The sequence below is a fragment of the Calothrix anomala FACHB-343 genome, from assembly GCF_014696435.1.
GTDB classification, from domain to species: Bacteria; Cyanobacteriota; Cyanobacteriia; order Cyanobacteriales; family Nostocaceae; genus Aulosira; species Aulosira anomala_A.
The window spans coordinates 16,570-36,533 of the sequence record NZ_JACJQG010000062.1 but is presented as its reverse complement, the minus strand read 5'-3'; the positions used below and the strand labels follow the sequence as shown (position 1 = coordinate 36,533).

The following is a 19,964-nucleotide window of genomic DNA, read 5'->3' as shown; positions in this document are numbered from 1 at the left end:
TAATTCCCTAACATACGTCAACCGATGCAACTGAGGAAATTTTTGCCGGATGTAAACTAGTAAATTGCGAATTGCTCTGACTCGTTTCCTCTCGCGTATTGCGCAAATGAGTCAACATTAACTCATCTCTGTGATGCCAAACTGCAAATATTTTATCTCTACCATCATCCAGAGTTTCTATATGAATTTGATATCCTGTATCGACTCGCTTCAGCTTTAACCCCAACAAACTTAACAGACGACTGAGAATTTTAATTGCGGAGATATTTTCTGTATTGCTACCCAAATTAATCCCCAGTACTCTTTTAATATGTTTACTATTTTGACTCGCTAAATTCTTCAGCACAATCAATTCTGGATCGTTTTCGGTAAATTCTTTGGTAGCTGCGAGAAAATCTACCATCCCTAAGGCTCTCATCGCCTCAACTTTGAGGGTATAAGTCTTGATATCTGGGAGAAACACCTGCCCTTCTCCCCAGTATAATTGTTGATGCCACTCCTGGCGATCGCGAATGTGAAAATACTCGCTTTCGTGGGTTAAATAATAGTGCGTTAACAGTTGTCCATAATAGCCTTTATCATCCTGCAATTTTAATTCTGGCGTTACCTGCATACCATAACGCTGACGCAGTATATATTTCTGCATAGCGTTACGCTCATCATCGGTTAAAGAATGCTTCGCTAATAACTGCTCATATTCTACATAATCAATATCTCTGGCTTTGGCGACAGCATTAGCAGCTAATAATTGATTTTGTTGCTTAATTTCACGAATTTTACGTTTAATTTCTTTCGCTTTAATGCGTTTCTCTGTCCAATCTTTTTGAACTTTGACAATTTCTAAAATTAAGCGTTTGCGATTTGCTAAATCTTGCGGATCTGTGGCTAAAAATGCTAGGCGTAAATCGCGAATAATATTATTATGTACGGCGTTGCTTCTAGGTCTAATTTGGTGTCCATCAGCAATTAAGCCTTCTTGTAAAGATTGGCGATAAAGACGGATGGAAGCATTTACCCTAGCAGATAATTTCGCCCAGGTGCGTAAATGAATTGGATCGTAAACTAAGGGTAAATCTACATCGATTTTATGTAGGGGACTGAGCAAAGCTAAATTATCTTTTTGATTCTCCTGATACCAATAGGAAAGCAAGCGATAATTGGTGCTACCGCTACCAATTAAGCCAATACCTCGTTTAGCGCACCACACTACACGGGGGACATCATCTCTAACTCTAGCTAAGGCTTGTCGCGCATCTGAATCAGGAATTACGCCTTGAAAAATGCCATAAACTCGATCAAAATGTTGCACATCAATACTAATTCCTGTACCGATTGTCGGGGTAACAAATACGGTATCATATTCGGGAATTTTTTGATTAATTGCGGCGACAAAATCAACTGCTGGGTGTCCTGGTGTATTTGTAGTTTGGCTGCTGACGACTAAAGTTTTTGGAAATTGTCGCCGAAGTTTTTCTAACCTTTCTTTTAAATAACGTTCGATAGTTTCACAACTGTAACGTCCAGTTCTGCTATCAGTGGTAACGTAACATTTTCGCCCAGCAATTAAATCTAATTCTAATTGATGAATTAAGGGTGTAGGGTTGGGAGAATCGTAAAATGTCACATCCCATCCCCGTTGAGGTTGCCATTGATTTAATAATATCCAAGGTGTTAATTTATTTTCGGACAATCCTTGTAAATATTCTAGAGAAACATCAGATAAATCGGCATCTTGAGCGATAACTAAGCCGCCTGTTCTAAATACTGTGGCGATTAATTGTTGAAATATTTTGAGAATTTTAACGCGCTTTTGTTTACAAGTATTGCTGTTGAGTAAGTGCCATAAAGATTGCTCAACTTCATCTAAAATTACTATTGCACCTTGCCAATCTTCCGGGTTGAGTTTCCAAATGGAATCTATGCATAAACCAAAAGATTTGGGCATTGGGCATTGAGGGGGGTTTTCTGGTTTGCGTTCTGTGTAATTGATGCCCCAGTTGATGCCGACTTTTTCACAGAGAAAGCGTCCTAATTGGATGCGGTGGGTGATTAATAAAACAGGTTGATTTTTACTTTTGGCACGATGAACTAGAGATTTTAAACCTGTGGTTTTACCTGTACCTTTGGCTGATTTTACTCCTACTAATCCCGATGTGGGGAACGGAATTTCGCCTAAATAAGGACAATTAACGGTGATTGCAGCCGGAATCGTTAATTCGGTATGGGGCTTTGTTTGAGCGAGATAAACTTCTAAATCAACGCTTTGGCGATAAACTTTATCGAAACTACTTGCACCTTTAGCTACGATAAATTCATCAACACCTTTTTCCATTCCTGGTAATTCGATAACTTTTACAGGACAGTTTTTTTCTTGTAATAAAAAACCGAGTTGAGAAATGGCGTTATTAACTGCAGCGATGGTTTTAGGTTTGGTTTCAAAATCAAAGCATATATAAAAGGTGCGTTGTTTGAGGGCGAAAATTCCTAAGTCGGGTATTAGCTGACGACGGGTAACTTTACCAAAGTTATCTTTAACGACGCGATAGCCGCTAGTTATTCCCGGAATTGCGATCGCAGCGTATCCTTGAGTTAAGAGTGTGGCGGCTTTCTTTGCACCTTCGCAAATAATCACAGGTAATTTCTGTTCCATCACCCATTGCCAAAAACCTACAGCTTCGCCATGCGCGGCAATCGTAATATTGTCAGGCAAAGACAGATGATAACGCTGGGCGACTTGCTGCCAAATTTCTAATGTCACTCGCAGACAAAATACCCGCGTTGCGGTGCTGGGTGGATGTTCGTATTTAATCGCCTTACCATTTTGATTTAGACGCGGTTGGTTAGGCTTAAAACATCCCCATTCCATTGTCTGCCAATCGGTGAGGGGATCGAGTCCCGAACACCACCAACCACCTGCTGTAATGTGGGCGTAACGCTGCAACCAGGCATTTTTCACCATACCGCTATTGGTGCGGGGAAGTAACTCGGAAATTAACAGATATTCATAGGCGTTGATGCCTTCCAGCGACAAAAAATTGAGCTTCGCAAGGTGTAAATTTATGCCACTGCTATTGACTAATTCCTCAAGGTGTTGCGGGTGTAAATAGTGCAGATGCATAAGGCAAAGCTCTAAGGGAGGACGATGGATTTAAAACTTATCATGCCTCTCTTGATTTTATATCATGGTTTTTATGAGGGTTTGTCGCTGCTTTTTATACACTGAATTATCAGATACATCGGTACAAGCTCAAGTCAGCGATTTTTTCTCTTGTCTTGGTTCGGTAATAAGTTTGTATTGTGATAAATATTCGCGATTAATTTTTAATTATCAGTAGAATCCTATATTAAGGAATGCGATCGCATCAAATAACAAAACCAAATCGTTGTCAAGGTGCAGGAAACCGCAACATATAGCTGTTATTCACGACTTTTGCGGTAAAAGTAACAAAAGTTACTGAAAATATAGAGAAGTTGAGGTTACTAACAATTCAAAATTCAAAATTCAAAATTCAAAACTAAGAATCCAGATGTGTAGGTTGGGTAGAACGAAGTGAAACCCAACATCTGCAAGGTGTTGAAGTTCCTCAACCCAACCTACATCTACTGACAATACAAGGCTTTCAACTCTGTCAACAGTCAACAGTCAACAGTCAACCGCTATAAAACTATCTCTGCGGTGAAAGTCAGCCTCAGCACCTTGATGAATCAACGCCCAATAAGTTACTTCACCATTTCTGCTTTTAATCACCGTGGTAATCGCAACTTCTAAAGCTTGTTCTAAAGGAAGAATTTTATCTAAATCGAATTCTAGAGTCAGTTGTAAACTATCTCCTTGCTGTTGCACAATAAACGGCAATGCAGAAAAAGCTGTTTCCTCTTGCATTCCTTGACGATAATTATCAAAGCGGTAAACATTCCAATCACCAGATGGGGAAAGATTAAATTCCCAATAACCTGGAGAATTCTGCATTCCTAAGAAAAACTCAAAGCAAGTATCTTCCCACAGTTGATGCTTGCGCGATGGTGTTGGTGATGGTGAACTGATGGCAATTTCTTTGATATTACCAACTAAAGTATATTCAATCGCCAATTTATTACTATTGCGAGCAATTTTAGCGGCAATTTCTATATTAAGTAATTGCCCAGTACCGGGGAAAGGTTGCAGAGAAAATGATTGATTGCTCATTTTACATCCTGAATTATGGCGCGAATTTGACTTTCCTGAATTTCAATGCTTTTGGTTAAGGCAAATTGTACTAGCGCTCTAGCTAAGTTATGTTCTGGATGTTTAACTTTAAAATAGACATTCCCTGCTAAATGATCTGTAAAAAATCTTAACCCTAATTCAAAAGCTATTAACCGAATCGCATCATACATATATACATAATCATTTTCGGTGAGAAACGCTTTAGCGACAGACAGATATCCTTGCAATATCCCTTGACAAATATCAGTATCAAACACAACATTTTGCCAATCTGCTGTTTCTTCACCCGATGGATTGCAACCAGAACGCAAACAATCGCCAATATCGTAATGTACTAAACCAGGTTTAACGGTATCTAAGTCAATTACACTGACAGCTAAACCAGTCACAGTATCAAACATCACGTTATTAATTTTGGGATCGCCATGCATCAAACGCAGAGGTAATTTACCTGTAGCTTTGGCATCTTCTAAAGTATGCACAAAATTTTGGCGATCGCTCACAAATTGCAAGCAATAATTTACCTCTGCTGTTTTCTCTACAGATGTAGTTGCCAGAACTTTGTGATATTGTTCCAAATAACGCGGCGTAATGTGAAACCCTTCTAAGGTATCAGCAAGTTTTTCTGGTGGTAAATCGCTGATTAAATTGTGGAACATCCCCAAAGCATAACCAACTTCGCCAGCTTGAGCGCGATCGCTCATTGTATCAAATGACTGGGAATTACTAATAAAACTAATCGCCCGCCAAAATGCACCGTTAGCATCTTTCCAGTTATCTTTTCCATCCTGGGTAAACAGTACTCGCGGTACTTCCCAGCGTCGATTTAGGGGTTGTTTTTGTAGCCCTTGGCGAATATGCTCAGTGAAAGTACACATATTATGCATAATCAATTCCGGCTGACGGAATACTTGTGTATTAATGCGTTGCAATACAAAATTTTGTTCAGTTTCCCCATCTAGAGTAACTAAAAAAGTGTCATTAATATTACCACTGCCAAAAGCTTGAATATCTCTAACTTTACCTTGAATTGTAAATTGTTCGGCGATCGCTTGTAGGTGATTGGCGCTTTGAGTTTTGATATCTTCGATTGTACTCATACTGAACTTTTACGACTCCCCACTTAAAGACCCAACAGGAATTAGGGGATATGGTAGCTTATTGTTAGACTTTTGCGATATGTTTAAAAGTCAACTCTTCAACAATCAACCAGCTTTGGTGCGATCGCTCTAATTTTCAATTATCTTTCATCCCCACAAGGGGTTCTTTTTTGCTCTTATCCCCTTGCGGGGCGAAAGGTAGGGGCATCGGCATTGCCGTGCCCTCCTCCCTTTCGTTTCATCCCCTTGCGGGGCCAGGTAAGTGTAAAGCAAAGCACTTTAATTCCGTTTGATTACATTTGTTTCCATCCCCTTTCGGGGCGAGGTAAGTGTAAAGTCTAATCTACGGAGGAACAACCACAGGCATTATTTTGTTTCCATTCCCTTTCGGGGCGAGGTAAGTGTAAAGTCAGACGCAGTTCTTCAAACCAATCAACCTACAGAAGTTTCCATCCCCTTGCGGGGCGAGGTAAGTGTAAAGAGTTCACTTCTGGAAGCCTTGCGGGGAGAGAGTTGTAGACCCCCCAATCGACACCACTTTTTATAATGTCAATAAGCTACAGAAATTATCAATAATTTAGGCATTTCACAGCCTGGAAACTTGGCTGTGCAAGCAATCGACACCAGTCAACGAAGTTATGCGGTTTTCAAGGTTCTGGTGAGTGGTGTCGATGAGCGACACAAACTATTTTTAATATAAAATTTTTGAGCTAATTAAGTCAAATTTGTTACTGATTTGTTACAAGTAACGAGTGATTTCTGTTAAATTTAAGCATCGCAGTGAGATTTCATTGAGAACCGAGTTATGTAATGCGATCGCTTTTCTTGTACGTTAGGCTTTCAGTCGTAGTTTGGGAAGTAAGCTGTGTGTTGACTAGGAAGTTAGCCAAAATTGTGCGATCGCCTGTATATAGCGGTTTTCGGTTGAGTCCAATAAAATCTTGAGGGCACGGCAGTGCCGATGCCCCTACAGGCGATGATATAATTTTGTATTTAATCCAAGTGAGAACCGCTATCAATTCTCATTCACGAGTCTTTTTTACTCGCGAACGAGTCTTTGATACTGGTTAATGAGGCTTTTTTACTCGCGAACGAGTCTTTGATACTGGTTAACGAGTCTTTTTTACTCGCGAACGAGTCTTTAATACTGGTTAACGAGTCTTTGATACTGGTTAATGAGGCTTTTTTGCTCGCGAACGAGTCTTTGATACTGGTTAACGAGTCTTTGATACTGGTTAATGAGGCTTTGATACTGGTTAATGAGTCTTTGATACTGGTTAATGAGTCTTTTTTGCTCGTGAATGAGGCTTTTATCCTCATTCCTCTATATCAAAGACTGTTTTTTCTAGCTATAGGGTTTTGCATTCAATTGTGGTACGCAGTTATATTACAAATTATAAGGGCAAGGCTTTTCCCATGCCGTATCTTCGCGTTTGGGTGTCTTTGCGTCTCCGCGTCTGGGTATCCCTGCGTCCCTGCGTCAGCCTGAATCATCTCCTTAATCAGCAACGCCGAGTGAGTTTTACTGCCGACTTTCTGTAATATTTCCCATTAACAATGCAATTATCCTGACTAACTCATCTGGGTCGATGGGTTTGGGGATATGCTGTTGAAATCCGGCTTGTAGGGCTTGTTGCTGGTTGATTTCTCCTGCATAGGCGGAAAGTGCGATCGCGGGTAAATTTCCTCCCTGTTGCGGTGGGTATTGTCGAATTTGCCGAATTAGGCAATAGCCGTCCATTTCTGGCATACCTATGTCAGATACTAGTAAATCTGGGAGCGATTGCTGTAATAAAGTTAAAACTTGCAATGCAGAATCGGCTGTAGTTACTTGTGCGCCAGCTTGGGTGAGGATGAATTCTGCTAAGTCGCGCATATCTGCATCATCATCGACAACTAATATCTGCATACCGTTAAGGTCGATCGCGCTTTGCAAATTGCTAGCATCGCCAGATAAATCTGACTCAACTATATTTAATGGTAACTTAACTGTGAAGGTTGCGCCCAGATTCTGTCCGGGGCTATCTGCAAAGACTGTTCCCCCATGCAGTTCTGTTAAATGGCGGACAATGGCTAATCCTAATCCTAAACCGCCAAATTTTCTGGTGGTTGCGCCGTCTTCTTGGCGGAAGTATTCAAAGACATAAGGTAAAAATTCTCGGCTGATACCAATTCCTGTATCTGTAACTTGAATTTGTGCATACATCCCCACCTGTTGTAGTTCTACCTCAACTTCTCCACCAGGGGGGGTGAATTTGACAGCGTTCGCTAACAAATTCCAGATAACTTGTTGTAAACGGTTGGTATCGCCGGAAACTGTGCCGGAAATCGGGTTAAGTATGGTTTGGATGTGAATATTCTTGGCTTCGGCGGCTAGTCTCACTGTTTCGTTGGCTGCTTCAATGGTTGCAGCTAAATTGACTGGGGCGACGTTTAAAGACATTTTCCCTTGAAGAATGCGGGAAACATCGAGTAAATCTTCAATTAATTGGGCTTGTAATTTGGCATTGCGTTCGATGGTTTCTAAGGCTTGGTCGATTTTTGCGGGGTTTAACTGCTGACTGCGGAGAAGTTTTGTCCAACCTAAAATCGGATTCAGGGGCGATCGCAATTCGTGAGATAGTACGGCGAGAAATTCATCTTTAATTCTATTGGCGGCTTCGGCTTTAGCGCGATCGCTTTGCGCCCTGCGGTACAATTGGGCATTATCAATTGCTAAGGATGCACGGTGAGCTAGTTCCTCGGCTAATTGTAAATTGCCCTGGTCGTAAACTTGCCCTGATTCGGCAGATATAAAAGAAATTACACCAAAAATTCGGTTTTGTGTGCGTAATGGTACTGACATAAAAGCTTTAAAGCCTACAGAGCGCAAAATCTCTAAATGTTCGGCACTGCGCGCAGCTTGCACTAGCAATTCATCGGGGATATCTGCGATTAACTGCGATTCACCTGTGCGTAAAGTTAACGCCGCACCTCTGGGATCATCGGGGTTCAAAGGATATTTGCACCGAATTTCTTCTGCCCATTGCAGTTTACCTGGATCGGCGTGGGCGACAGCAATCTGTTCAATGCAACCATCTTCTTTAACGATGTGGACTGTACACCAGTCGGCTAACTCTGGTACTGCTAATTGTGCTACCCGCTCTAGGGTAATTTGGTAATCGAGAGAAGATGCTAAAACTGCGCTGGCTTCTCCTAGAAAACGTTGATCGCGCTCTAACCTTACACGTTCTGTTACATCTACCACATACACCAAAACATCTTCGACTTGATGATTGGCGTTGGTTGTGGGTAGATAGTAAACATTGTAATAACCGGGAGAGCGATCGCTGCGTGCTGGAACATTTACTGCAAAGTTAGGTGAGATAAAGCGATTACCAGTCTTGTAAATCTCCTCGAAAACGGCGACTAATCGGGGGTCTGATTCACTAAATAGCTGCGGAATCGAATTTCCTAAATGTTGTTCCCGCGTTAACCCGTTGATTTGGGCTAATGCTTCATTAATGGCAATAAATCGCTGCTGGCTATCTAAAAACCCCATACCCACCGGGGAAGTTTCAAAAATAGTTGCTAATTGCCGTTGTATGGTTTCTACTTGCATCCGGGCGATGCGTTCGCGCTTTAGCAAGCGTTCTCTTTCTTGTTCTGCTTGCTTGCGTTCGGTAATATCAATGACTACGCCAATGGAATTTTTCGGTTTTCCCAGGTAATCGTATGTAGCCTGTCCTCTAGCTTCTACCCAGTGAATTGAGCCATCTGTCCACCGCAAACGATATTCGTGATGGTAATCTTTCCTTTGCTGCATGGCTTGCTCTAGGGTGGCTTCGGCTGTAGCTAAATCATCGGGATGTACCCGACTAGACCAAACTTCATAAGCGGGTTGACATTCATAAGGTTGCAACCCTAGCACGGTAAAATGTCCTTCTGACCAGTGTAAAGCTCCTGTTTGCACTTCCCAATCCCAGGAACCCATACGCCCGACATTCAGCGCCAGTTGTAAATGCGCCTCACTTTCCCGCAAAGCTTCTTCCGCGCGCGATCGCTCTACGGCTAACCAAGTTTGCTCGGCAATTTGCTCCATTAGCGCCACTTCCTCATCTGTCCAGGGACGTGGAGATATATGGTGTAATACAAATAAGGCTACAAACTTGCCTTGTTTAACCAAAGGCACGCATAAAAGCGATTTGGTTTCAATGGCATCAAAAGCAGCCGCACCTGCTCCCTGAGTTCGAGGATCGATATCCACATCATCGACAACAATTGTTTGCCCCTGTTTGAGTTGGGTAATAATTTCCGGGCCAAAAGAATCCATCTGGTGAGAGCCAACAACGCTGATGACGCCGTTGCAGTAGTCGCGCTCAACAATGACGTATTCTTGGGTGGAATCAATTTCGCCGTAGGTACAGCGCGTAACTTGGAAATGTTGCCCAGTGGCGCATACCACCTGCCACATAATTTCCTTTGGCTCAACAATGGCGCGAATTGCTTCATTTAATTGAATTAAAAATTCCTGTTGTTTCTCCTTGTGTTGCAACTTTTCCAACAGTTGTTGGCGTTCTGTAATATCCACGGAAACGCCTATCATCCGCGCTCCCCGCCCTGTTGCATCCAGGTAAACTCTACCTTGGCTATTTAGCCAGCGCACCGTACCATCGGCGGCAATTACCCGGTACTCTTGCTGATAAATCCTTTCGCCTGCGGCGGCGTTTTCGGCTGCTTGCAAAACTTGCTGGCGATCGTCTGGATGAATTTTGGTGACAAATTCCTCGATTGTGCTGGCTTCCAAGCCCCAAGCACAAACTGAATTAAGGGAACAGACTACACGATTGTTGACTAAATCCATATCCCAGGCGACTATCTGGGCGGAAGATAAAGCCAGTTGCAAGCGTTCTTCTGTTTGCCGCAGATTTTCTTCAATCTGTTTGAGATGAGTTACATCTTGAAACATGCAAATACCCGTTTCCGGATACCCATACATTGCGGGTAAAGTTTCTCCCCAGCACAGTGTAGAGCGAATACCCCCTGGTGTATGCCAGTTGATTTGATAATTTTGCAGATGTTTTCCTGTTGCTAACAACACCAAGGGCATTTTTTCTCTGGGAATAGGTTCGCCATTGGCATCGGTGCAGTAATAAGTATCAATATACTCATCAAAAGCTTTATTTTTCGGGATTTCACTACCTGCTAATTCGTTAGCAATCCGATTAGTGAAGGTGATTTTTCCTGTAGCTGGTTCTACAAATACCGTTGCCGTTGGCATTAAATCCAACACAGTTTCTAGCCATTTATGCTGATTTTCTAAAGCTGCGGTTTGCTGCCTAAGTGCTGTTTCAATTTGCTTGCGCTCGGTAATATCTTGAAATACGGCGACTGCTGCGACAATTTGATTTTGGCTATTGAAGATGGGTGCGGAATTGACACTAATAAAAGTTTGCTTACCATCATTTTGCAGTGTCAATTCTTCATTAGAGATGATTTCACCAGTGCGGAGCGATCGCGCTAAAGGATAATCATCAGGCGCATACATTTCTCCATCCCTACCAAAGGCGACAAAGGGAGTAAGGGGGACGTATTCTTCCAGTTCTAGGGATTCTTCATAGCTATAGCCGACAATTTGCTTGGCTTGTTCGTTAGCGAGAACTAATTTACCTGTCGCTGCATCTGCAATCAGCACCCCAGTGGGTAACTGGCGCAAAACCGCCACAAACCGCCCATGTTCAATTTCCAATTCTTGCATTAAGCGATCGCGTTCGGCTTCGGTTTGTTTGCGTTCTGTGATATCGCGAAAATATACCGCCACACCTTCAGCAGAGGGATAAGCATGGACTTCTAACCACCGCCCCACAGGTTCGCCATATTCCTCCCAAGAAACCGGAAGTTGTTGAGCCACAGCGCGATGCATCGCTTGATAAGCAATACCATCGATCAGTTCGGGAAACACTTCATGCCAAACATTTTTACCAATGAGTTCCTGTGGCGATTGGTTTAAAATTTTGGCGGCGGCTTGATTAATATAGGTGTAGCGCCAATCACAATCAAAAGCCACAAAAGCATCGGTAATACTTTCCAGGATAGTAATCACCTTTCGTTCAGTTTCTAGCGCAGCGATGCGGGCGATTGCATCTGGTGTCTTTTCTACTACAGCCTCTAAATGCTGAATTTGCTGTTCTAAATTAGCGATAGATGCTTGTAATCCAGCATTTTCCGCAGTTGCTTGCATTTCTGGGAAATCTGGCTGTTCCTCTGTTCCCAAGCTCCGTGCAAAGCATTCAATCAATTCCGATCGCGAAATTCCTTGCTTTTGGGCTGCCGCATCGAGCGATCGCCATGCTGTATTGGTAAGCGTGACACTAACCCGTTGTTTGCTTTCTAATTCCCAATTCCTCACAAACTTACCAGTAGAGTCGCGCTTCATTTTCCTTTACCCGTAGGCGTACACGGTTTTTTCTATTTAATCCGAATTCCACTAAACCAGGATCTTTCTTTAGACTGAGCTTGGGATGAAAGCAGGGGGGCAGGGGGCAGGGGGCAGGGGGCAGAGGGGGAAGAATGCGATCGCTATTTTCGCTTTAAAGTAGATACTCAATTTATCAAATGCGATCGCTCTTTTTGCTGAGTTTAGATTTGTGCGATCGCTCTTATTTTCAATTATTTTTCATCCCCGCAAAGAGTTCTTTTTTGCTCTTATCCCCTTGCGGGGCGAAAGTAGGGGCATCGGCATTGCCGTGCCCTCCTCCCGTTTGTTTCATTAGGAACCGAGTTACAGCATATTTCCGGTTGAGGTACACCCTTCGGGGCATGGCAGTGCCAGTGCCCCTACAATTAACGATCATCTGTACCTTACCAACTGGCAATCTGCGGTATATATTGCGATCGCTTTTCTTATACGCTAGGTTTTAACGATTTTGTAGTCAGGAATTTAGTCCTGGGTTGGGAAGCAGTGAAGTGCTGACTACAAATTTAGCAAAAATTGTGCGATCGCCTGTATTAAATTCTCATTTACCAGGCTTTTTGCTCCGTGAACGAGGTTATTTTGCTCGTGAATGAGGTTATTTTGCTCGTGAACGAGGTTATTTTGCTCGTGAACGAGGTTATTTTCCTCATGAATGAGGCTTTTTTCCTCGTGAATGAGGTTATTTTGCTCATTAATGAGGTTATTTTCCTCGTGAACGAGGTTATTTTGCTCATTAATGAGGTTATTTTCCTCGTGAATGAGGCTTTTTTCCTCGTGAATGAGGTTATTTTGCTCGTGAATGAGAACCACATCTGTCGTAGGGGCACGGCATCGACAATTTTTTGGTACATACAATAATTTTACTGGTGCCGTGCCCCTACAGCGTGGTATTTTTACCTGAAAATAGCTGTAATCTTAAGTGTAGTGTGGGCATTGCCTACCAAAACCCTGATATGCTGGGCAATGCCCTAACCCCTATTCTCTAGCCCCTAGCCCCTAACCCCTAGCCCCTAGAATCACTCTCCACCGCACCTAAAGCTTTTAATGTCGCTACCTGTGCGGGAGTTAAACCTGTGATTCCGGTGATGTTCATTCCTTCATAAGGTCTTTCTACTTGCAAAACCTGGAGACATTCACTTGTATTCACATTCCATAATTTTATCGTGCCATCGCCGCTACCACTGGCTAAGGTATGACCATCAGGATGAAATGCCACAGACCAAACTCGGTTAATATGTGCGGGTAAGGTACTTATACATTTACCTTCATCCACTGACCATAATTTTACTGTTTGGTCATCACCGCCACTGGCTAAAATTTTTCCGTCGGGACTAAAGGCGACTGACCAAATCCAGTTACTATGTCCTTGGAGAATTTTCACGCATTCACCATCATTCACTGACCATAGTCTAATTATTTGGTCGTTTCCGCCACTGGCTAAAAGTTTTCCGTCGGGACTAAATGCTACGGGGCCTACTTGTCCGGTGTGTCCTTGTAATATTCTGAGATATTGGCGATTGTTGACTGACCATAACCGCACTTCTCGATCGTAACCGGCACTGGCTAAAATTTGTCCGTCGGGACTGAAGGCGACTGACCAAACTTGATTGGCGGTTTCTTGTAAAACATGCAAACATTTACCTGTGCTGACAGACCATAATCTAATTGTGCTGTCGTGACTACCACTAGCTAAAATTTGGCTATCGGGACTAAAGGCGATGGAACGGACTTTATGCTGATGTTCGGCTAAAATATGGAGAGATTTACCATCTTTGACTGACCATAATCTAATTGTGCGGTCGTGGCTGCAACTAGCTAAAATTTCTCCATTAGGACTAAATGCTACTGACCTGACTTGCTGAGTATGAGCGTCTAAGGTTCTCCGACATTGATTGTTAACAATAGACCATAGTCTGACTTTTTGGTCAAAACCACCACTGGCTAAGGTTTGACCATCGGGACTAAAGGCGACTGACTCGACACCGTTAATATAACCTTGAAATACTTTAATACATTCACCACCACTGACTGACCACAATCTTACTGTTTGGTCATAACCTGCACTGGCTAAGATTTTACCATCAGGACTAAAGGCAACAGCCCAAACGCGATCGCTATGTCCTTGCAATATTTGCAAACATTCACCGTTATTAACTGACCATAATCTCACGCTTTGGTCGTAACTACTACTAACTACGGTTTGATTATCTGGACTAAATCTTACTGCTAATACGCGATCGCTATGTCCTTGTAAAACTTGCAAGCATTGACCGTTATTAACTGACCATATTCGCACAGTTTGGTCATAACTAGCACTGGCTAACATTTGACCATCGGGACTAAAGGCGACTGACCGCAGTTTATCTGTATGTCCATACAGAACTTGCAAGCATTTACCATCGCTCATTGACCATAGTCGCACAGTTTGGTCGTAACTAGCACTGGCGACAGTTTGACTATCGGGACTAAAAGCGACTGACCAAATTTCGTTAGTATGTCCTTGGAAAATTTGCACGCATTGTCCCGTATTCGCTGACCAAATGCGCAGATTTTGGTCGTAACTACCGCTAACTATCAGCTGACCGTTGGGACTATATGCTACTGACTCTACGCGATCGCTGTGACCTTGTAAAGTTTGAATACATTTACCGTCATTTACTGACCATAATTTGATAGTTTTGTCAACACTGCCACTGGCTAAAGTTTGTCCGTCAGGACTAAAGGCGACGGAACGGACAAAGCCTGTGTGACCTTTAAAAGTTAAAATCGGTTGACCGTCATCGATTTGCCATAGCCGAATTTCGCCGTTAGCATCGCCTGTAGCTAAAATCTTACCATTGGGGCTAAAGGCGACAGAGAAAATAGTGGCGAGAATATCGGTAAAAACTGAACGTTCAAAAGTCGCATTAATTAATTTTACTTGCTGTAAATTTTCCCCTTTCAGATAAGCTTGCCAAATTGTCAGACTGGAAAAATCATAATTAGTTAAATCTGTTTGCAGATAACAAAGTAAATTTATAATATTCCCGCCAGCATACCCTGGTTGATGGGAAAATTTAGTTTGTAACGTTGAGATAAGTTCTGTTAATTTACCGACAACTTTTTTATTACTACCCAATAAATTCAGCAACCGTTCCGCCAGTGGTTTAACTATCAGCCGAATTTGCGCTTCCCGGATATAATCTTTTGCCGTTGCTTTCATTAAAGCATAGCGATTACAAGTAGTAATTTCCCCATTAACTAGATTTTCACAGATTTCGGCAATTAGGCGATCGCTCGCATATTCCATTACCACCGGTTGCAGAGTAAATAAAGCATTACTTTTTTCGATTAATGACCTTCTCGCCAATGATTGCAACGCTTCCACTAAATTAGATTGAGAAGGTAAATTAACAATATCTTCTTTTAGTTCCCCAATTCCCACAGGTTCGCGATTAATTGCTAGCCAGTACATCACCTCTGTTTCTAAATCAGAAAGGCGCTGAGATTGCTGGTCTAAAAGTTGGCGAATTCCTCCAAAAACTACCGTATCCTGAGCTAAAAAAGCAGCAATACTACTATCAAATAATTCTTTAATTGTCGTTGAGATAATTTTTAAAGCTAAAGGATGACCTTTATAAAATTCGATTAATTTAACTTGTTCTGTTGGCGTTCCTGATAGTCCCTGAGTGTGAAAAATTTCTTCCCCATCTACCGCTTTTAACCCCGTGAGTTGTAAAGCGCGTACCGGGAGAGTTTCCCCTTCCGAAGCTGCTATTTCTGGAGGTTTTTCACGACTCGTGAGAATTAAACAACTTTGATGATTTGTGCCGCCAATTCTCCTAATAAGTTCGCCGTAAGCTTCATAACCGCCGCGATAAGCCAACGCACCCGATTGAAAAATTGACTCCGCATTATCGAGAATTACCAGACAACGGGAACTGCGGAGATAATCAATTAATAAAGAAACTCTTTCCCCCACATCTTGAGGTAAATCAGTTTGTTGTTGATGAGAGAGAAACTTAATTAAATCTGCCAGAATATCTTCTATCGGTGGCGCATTGCGCAAACTCCGCCAAATCACATAATCAAATTCCCCTTGAATTTTTTGCGCCAGTTTAATAGATAGAGAAGTTTTGCCAATTCCCCCCATTCCCAACAGCGCCACCACCCGACAACCTTGTTCTACTACCCATGTTTCCAGCTGCGTCAGTTCATCCACCCGTCCATAAAACACCGACACATCAACAGCTTCCCCCCAATCAACGCGATGGGAAGTTGCAGGTTTTAGCTGGGGATTTGGCTGATTTGCTTGTTGAGTATCAGCTTGCTGCTTTTCGCGACGTTTTTCTATATAGTCCAGCACTTGCACTGTACTAGCAATAAAGCCAATTAAGCCAACAATAAAGCCGATAGTAGCGGAGAGTGGTTCCATGTTTTATTGGTCAATAGTCAATAGTCAATAGTCAATAGTCAATAGTCATTTGTCTCCCTTGTCCCCCTGCCTCTTCTACTGTGATAATTTTTGCAAATCCTCAAGAACTGCGATCGCGGATGAATAGCGATCGCTAAAATGGTAACGCACCATTTTGTCTAAAATTGCGGCAAATTCTGGACTAACTTTGTGATGAGGCCAAATTATATTACCTGTTTCTGGGTCTGGGTGCAGTTCTTGGGGGGGAATCCCAGTCATCGCTTGAATCCCAATCATCCCTAAAGCGTAGATATCACTTGATAGACGCGGATGTCCCGCAAATTGTTCTGCTGGCGCGTAACCCCGCGTACCAATGGCGACGGTGGCTAATTCTGTTTGTTCGCTGCTACCTGGTTGCATTAATTTAACTGCGCCAAAGTCAATTAAGACTAAGCGATTATCTTCAGTTGAGCGAATAATATTAGTTGGTTTAATATCGCGATGAATCACCCGATGTTCGTGGACAAATTCTAAAACTTCTAAAACTTCCTTAACCATCTTTATCGCGGCAATTTCTGACTTGACATCCTGCACTGGCGGTAATTCTTCGCTCAAAGTATGTCCAGGAATATACTGTTCCACTAAATAAAATTCTTGATTTTCTTCAAAGTAAGCCAGCAGTTCCGGGATTTGTTGATGTTTTCCCAAAGCTTCTAAAATTTCCGCTTCTGTATTAAATAATCTGCGGGCAACTTCTAAAAATCTTGTATCCCTTCTGGCTGGCATTAATTGTTTTACCACACAAGTCGGATTACCAGGACGGTGAGTATCATTTGCTAAATAAGTACAACCAAAGCCACCAGAACCGAGAATTTTGGAAATTTGATAGCGTCCCCCTAAAAGAAAATCACCCGTAGATTTTTCTGGTGTTTCAATTACAGAAATATGATGGTGTCTGTCACGCACTATTGTAGAATCTACCGCAGTTTCTTTTAAAAGCAAATCTAATTGAGCAATTACCTCCTGTTGTTTTTCTACTTGCTGAATAATTAACTGAGTTTGCTGTTGAGTTTGATAGCTAGAATAAACCATCACCCCCATCCCAGAGATTACCAAACTTAAAGCTGGGGGAATTAAAGGAACCCATCCAGATAACAGAAATAACCCAAAGCAAATACCCACCAAAGCAATCAGAATTATACCGCCAGTGATGAACAATATTAAAGGATGTCTTAGCCGCCAACCTACAGTTCCCCCCACTATTCCCCAAGTCCACACCCAAAGAAATTCACCCCATTCCGGCCAATCCCAAATTAAAGGTTTACCATCCAATACTGTGCTAATAATTTGACTAGCAATTTGTGCATGAATCATCAAAGCAGGCATTCTAGCAATTTGTTCTGGTGCAGCACTATAAGGTGTATATACACCAGAATGAACGCTAGCCGCAGTAGTGCCAATAATGACTAATTTATCTTTAAAAAGATTAGGATTAACTTTATTTGTGAGAACATCTGTTAAACTCACTTCTGGAGCAAAGTGATCTGGGTGATGATAATTTAGTAATAATTGATAACCACTAGCATCTAAATTTTTATAGCTACCGTAATTACTAGTTAAAGTAGGAAAAATAGTTTTTCCAATTGAGAAAGTTTTTTTGTCAATAAAATTAACTTCTAAACCGGAATTTTCTAAATAGCTAATAGCTGTTAATGCCGCAAAAGAAAATGACGCTGTACATTTTTTATCTGGTGGTTGCGCGAATAACAAACTACGCCGGATAATTTGGTCATTTTCGCTATCAGGAATTAAATCGTTATAGCCGACATTTTCTATATAGAAATTCGGCGGTGGCGGAACTTCTGCCCTACCCATACTACTTAATAAACAAGTAGCGATAATATTATCTGTATTAGGAATTCCCTCACCTAAATTTTTTTGTGTCGGTCGATAAATATTTAAGCCAATCGTCCGGGGTTGATAAGACTGAATTTTCTGTAACAATTTGTTGACAGTGCTATCTGATAACGGCCATTTTTCCTTTGCAATATCAGCTTCAGTGATAGTTACCAAGGTAATGCGCTGTTCGGTTGCTTCCACCGGACGCGATCGCACCATTTGATCGTAAACTTTTAATTCCCCAGATTGTAACCACTTCAGTTCCCTTACGCCCCAAACTAAAGCTGTCACCCCCAGACTGCTAACGCCAACGATTTGCAGCCACTTAAGTATAGGCGAAACCTCGCGATTCACCCGATCCTGTTTCAACCCATCTCGCAGTTTTTGTAAAATTCCACTAATCACGGGATTGCGGTACTACTATTTTGGTAGATGTCAAGAATTTGCAATATTAAGATACTTTGATTCCCAATATCGTAAACCTCAGCTTTATTTAATTTAGCAATTGCCTCTTGTACAGACGCGATTCATCGCGTCTCAGATTCATCGCTTCTCCGATTCATCGCGTCTCCAATAAAAAATATACGCAGTTTAGATTCTCTGAGTTATGATACCAGGCACTATAGGGAAATCACTGCCGTGATAACCTAAATAGCTGACAACTGTTTGTACTTGGCTATGGAAATATCCACAAAAACCGAGTAATTCGCTTAAAGTTGTTGATCGCAATGTATTCACAGTCAACGTAAAATTAAATTTTGCTAGCCGTGTCCATTTCTGCAAAACCTTTTCCCATCTGGGGATTTTTCTCTTTATTAACCAACGGGCTTCTGATGTTGGCGGTTGTACTGCTAATCTGGCAACAACAGAGATTAACCAATAGTGAGGAAGAGACAACTACCCCAACAGTCACTGAAACCCAGGCTACTGAACCAGAGTTAGGCCCCCGTCATCAACTCAATTATCAGCAATGGGTAGAAATCCTGAAAAAAGAAGCCAAGGTTGCATCGGAAAAACCACCGCAAAATCTCAGCATTTTAGCGGGAGATTCTTTAAGTTTGTGGTTTCCCCCAGAATTATTACCTGAAAACAGAAGTTGGCTCAACCAGGCTATTTCTGGCGAAACTAGCGACGGATTGCTGAAAAGATTAAATCTTTTTGACAATACCGAACCTGAGGTAATTTTTGTGATGATTGGCATTAATGATTTAATTCGCGGTAATAGCGATGAAATCATTTTAGAAAATCAACAGCAAATTCTGGGTTACCTGCGCAAAGTCCATCCTAAAGCCAAAATCTTTATCCAATCAATTTTGCCGCATGGCGGAGCAGAATCAACTTGGGAAGGTAAAGAAAAATTGCTGAAAATTCCCAACAATCGAATTCAGCAGTTAAATCAGCAATTGCAAACCATAGCCAGCAATCAAGGCGTCAAGTATCTCGATTTATATAGCCTGTTTGTCAATCCTGAAGGTAATATCCGCAGTGAATTGACTACCGATGGCTTACACCTGAGTCCGCAAGGTTATATGGTTTGGGGAACTGCATTGCAGATTTACAGCCAGCAAGCCGTAGAATTGCCACCGCCACCAAAGAAAAAGGATAAAGTTAAAGTTAAAATTTGAGCAATTATTCTTAGTTGGGTATCAAGCCAGCAGTTTTTGTCTGGAGGTAAGTAAGTCAGTGGGAAAAAACAAAACTAAGTTAAGAAAAGTAAACAAAGCTATGACTTTCTTCCCTCCTGCCATCTGCCATCTGCCTCCTGCCTTGCCATAGCAATAATTTTTAACACTGTACTACTTAAATTCAAAATCCAAAATCTAAAATTATCTAACCCATAGACACTTTCACAGAGTCATTAGCGTCTTGACGCGAGACAATGAGAAATGGTGAACTAACTTGAACAAACCA

8 protein-coding genes are annotated in these 19,964 nt (G+C 41.9%); 1 reads left to right on the top strand and 7 read right to left on the bottom strand.

Annotated features, from left to right (window positions below):
- Positions 1 to 7: 7 nt before the first annotated feature.
- The 7 genes from H6G08_RS27800 to H6G08_RS27770 all read right to left on the bottom strand — a co-directional run bounded on the left by H6G08_RS27800 (position 8) and on the right by H6G08_RS27770 (position 18,458).
- A complete protein-coding gene (locus tag H6G08_RS27800; RefSeq protein WP_190548973.1) occupies positions 8 to 3,118 on the bottom strand; it encodes a plasmid replication protein, CyRepA1 family in 3,111 nt (1,036 codons plus the stop codon).
- 525 nt (positions 3,119 to 3,643) lie between these two features.
- A complete protein-coding gene (locus H6G08_RS27795) occupies positions 3,644 to 4,186 on the bottom strand; it encodes a DOMON-like domain-containing protein (protein WP_190548971.1) in 543 nt (180 codons plus the stop codon).
- On the bottom strand, positions 4,183 to 5,307 hold the full coding sequence (locus H6G08_RS27790; protein ID WP_190548968.1) for a phosphotransferase enzyme family protein: 1,125 nt from the start codon (positions 5,305 to 5,307) through the stop codon (positions 4,183 to 4,185). The genes H6G08_RS27795 and H6G08_RS27790 overlap by 4 nt, the downstream gene beginning before the upstream one ends.
- 1,522 nt (positions 5,308 to 6,829) lie before the next feature.
- On the bottom strand, positions 6,830 to 11,722 hold the full coding sequence (locus H6G08_RS27785) for a PAS domain S-box protein (RefSeq protein WP_190548966.1): 4,893 nt from the start codon (positions 11,720 to 11,722) through the stop codon (positions 6,830 to 6,832).
- Between the two features lie 537 nt (positions 11,723 to 12,259).
- Positions 12,260 to 12,571 (bottom strand): hypothetical protein, encoded by a 312-nt coding sequence (locus H6G08_RS27780; protein WP_190555633.1) that lies wholly within the window; start codon positions 12,569 to 12,571, stop codon positions 12,260 to 12,262.
- Positions 12,572 to 12,764: 193 nt separating this feature from the next.
- Positions 12,765 to 16,175: a WD40 domain-containing protein gene (locus H6G08_RS27775; RefSeq protein ID WP_190548962.1), complete on the bottom strand. Its 3,411-nt coding sequence runs from the start codon at positions 16,173 to 16,175 to the stop codon at positions 12,765 to 12,767.
- Between the two features lie 75 nt (positions 16,176 to 16,250).
- Positions 16,251 to 18,458: a CHASE2 domain-containing protein gene (locus H6G08_RS27770; RefSeq protein ID WP_190548960.1), complete on the bottom strand. Its 2,208-nt coding sequence runs from the start codon at positions 18,456 to 18,458 to the stop codon at positions 16,251 to 16,253.
- Positions 18,459 to 18,820: 362 nt separating this feature from the next.
- On the opposite strand from H6G08_RS27770, the gene H6G08_RS27765 reads away from it, so the two are divergent.
- A complete protein-coding gene (locus H6G08_RS27765; protein WP_313942956.1) occupies positions 18,821 to 19,678 on the top strand; it encodes an SGNH/GDSL hydrolase family protein in 858 nt (285 codons plus the stop codon).
- Positions 19,679 to 19,964: the final 286 nt, after the last annotated feature.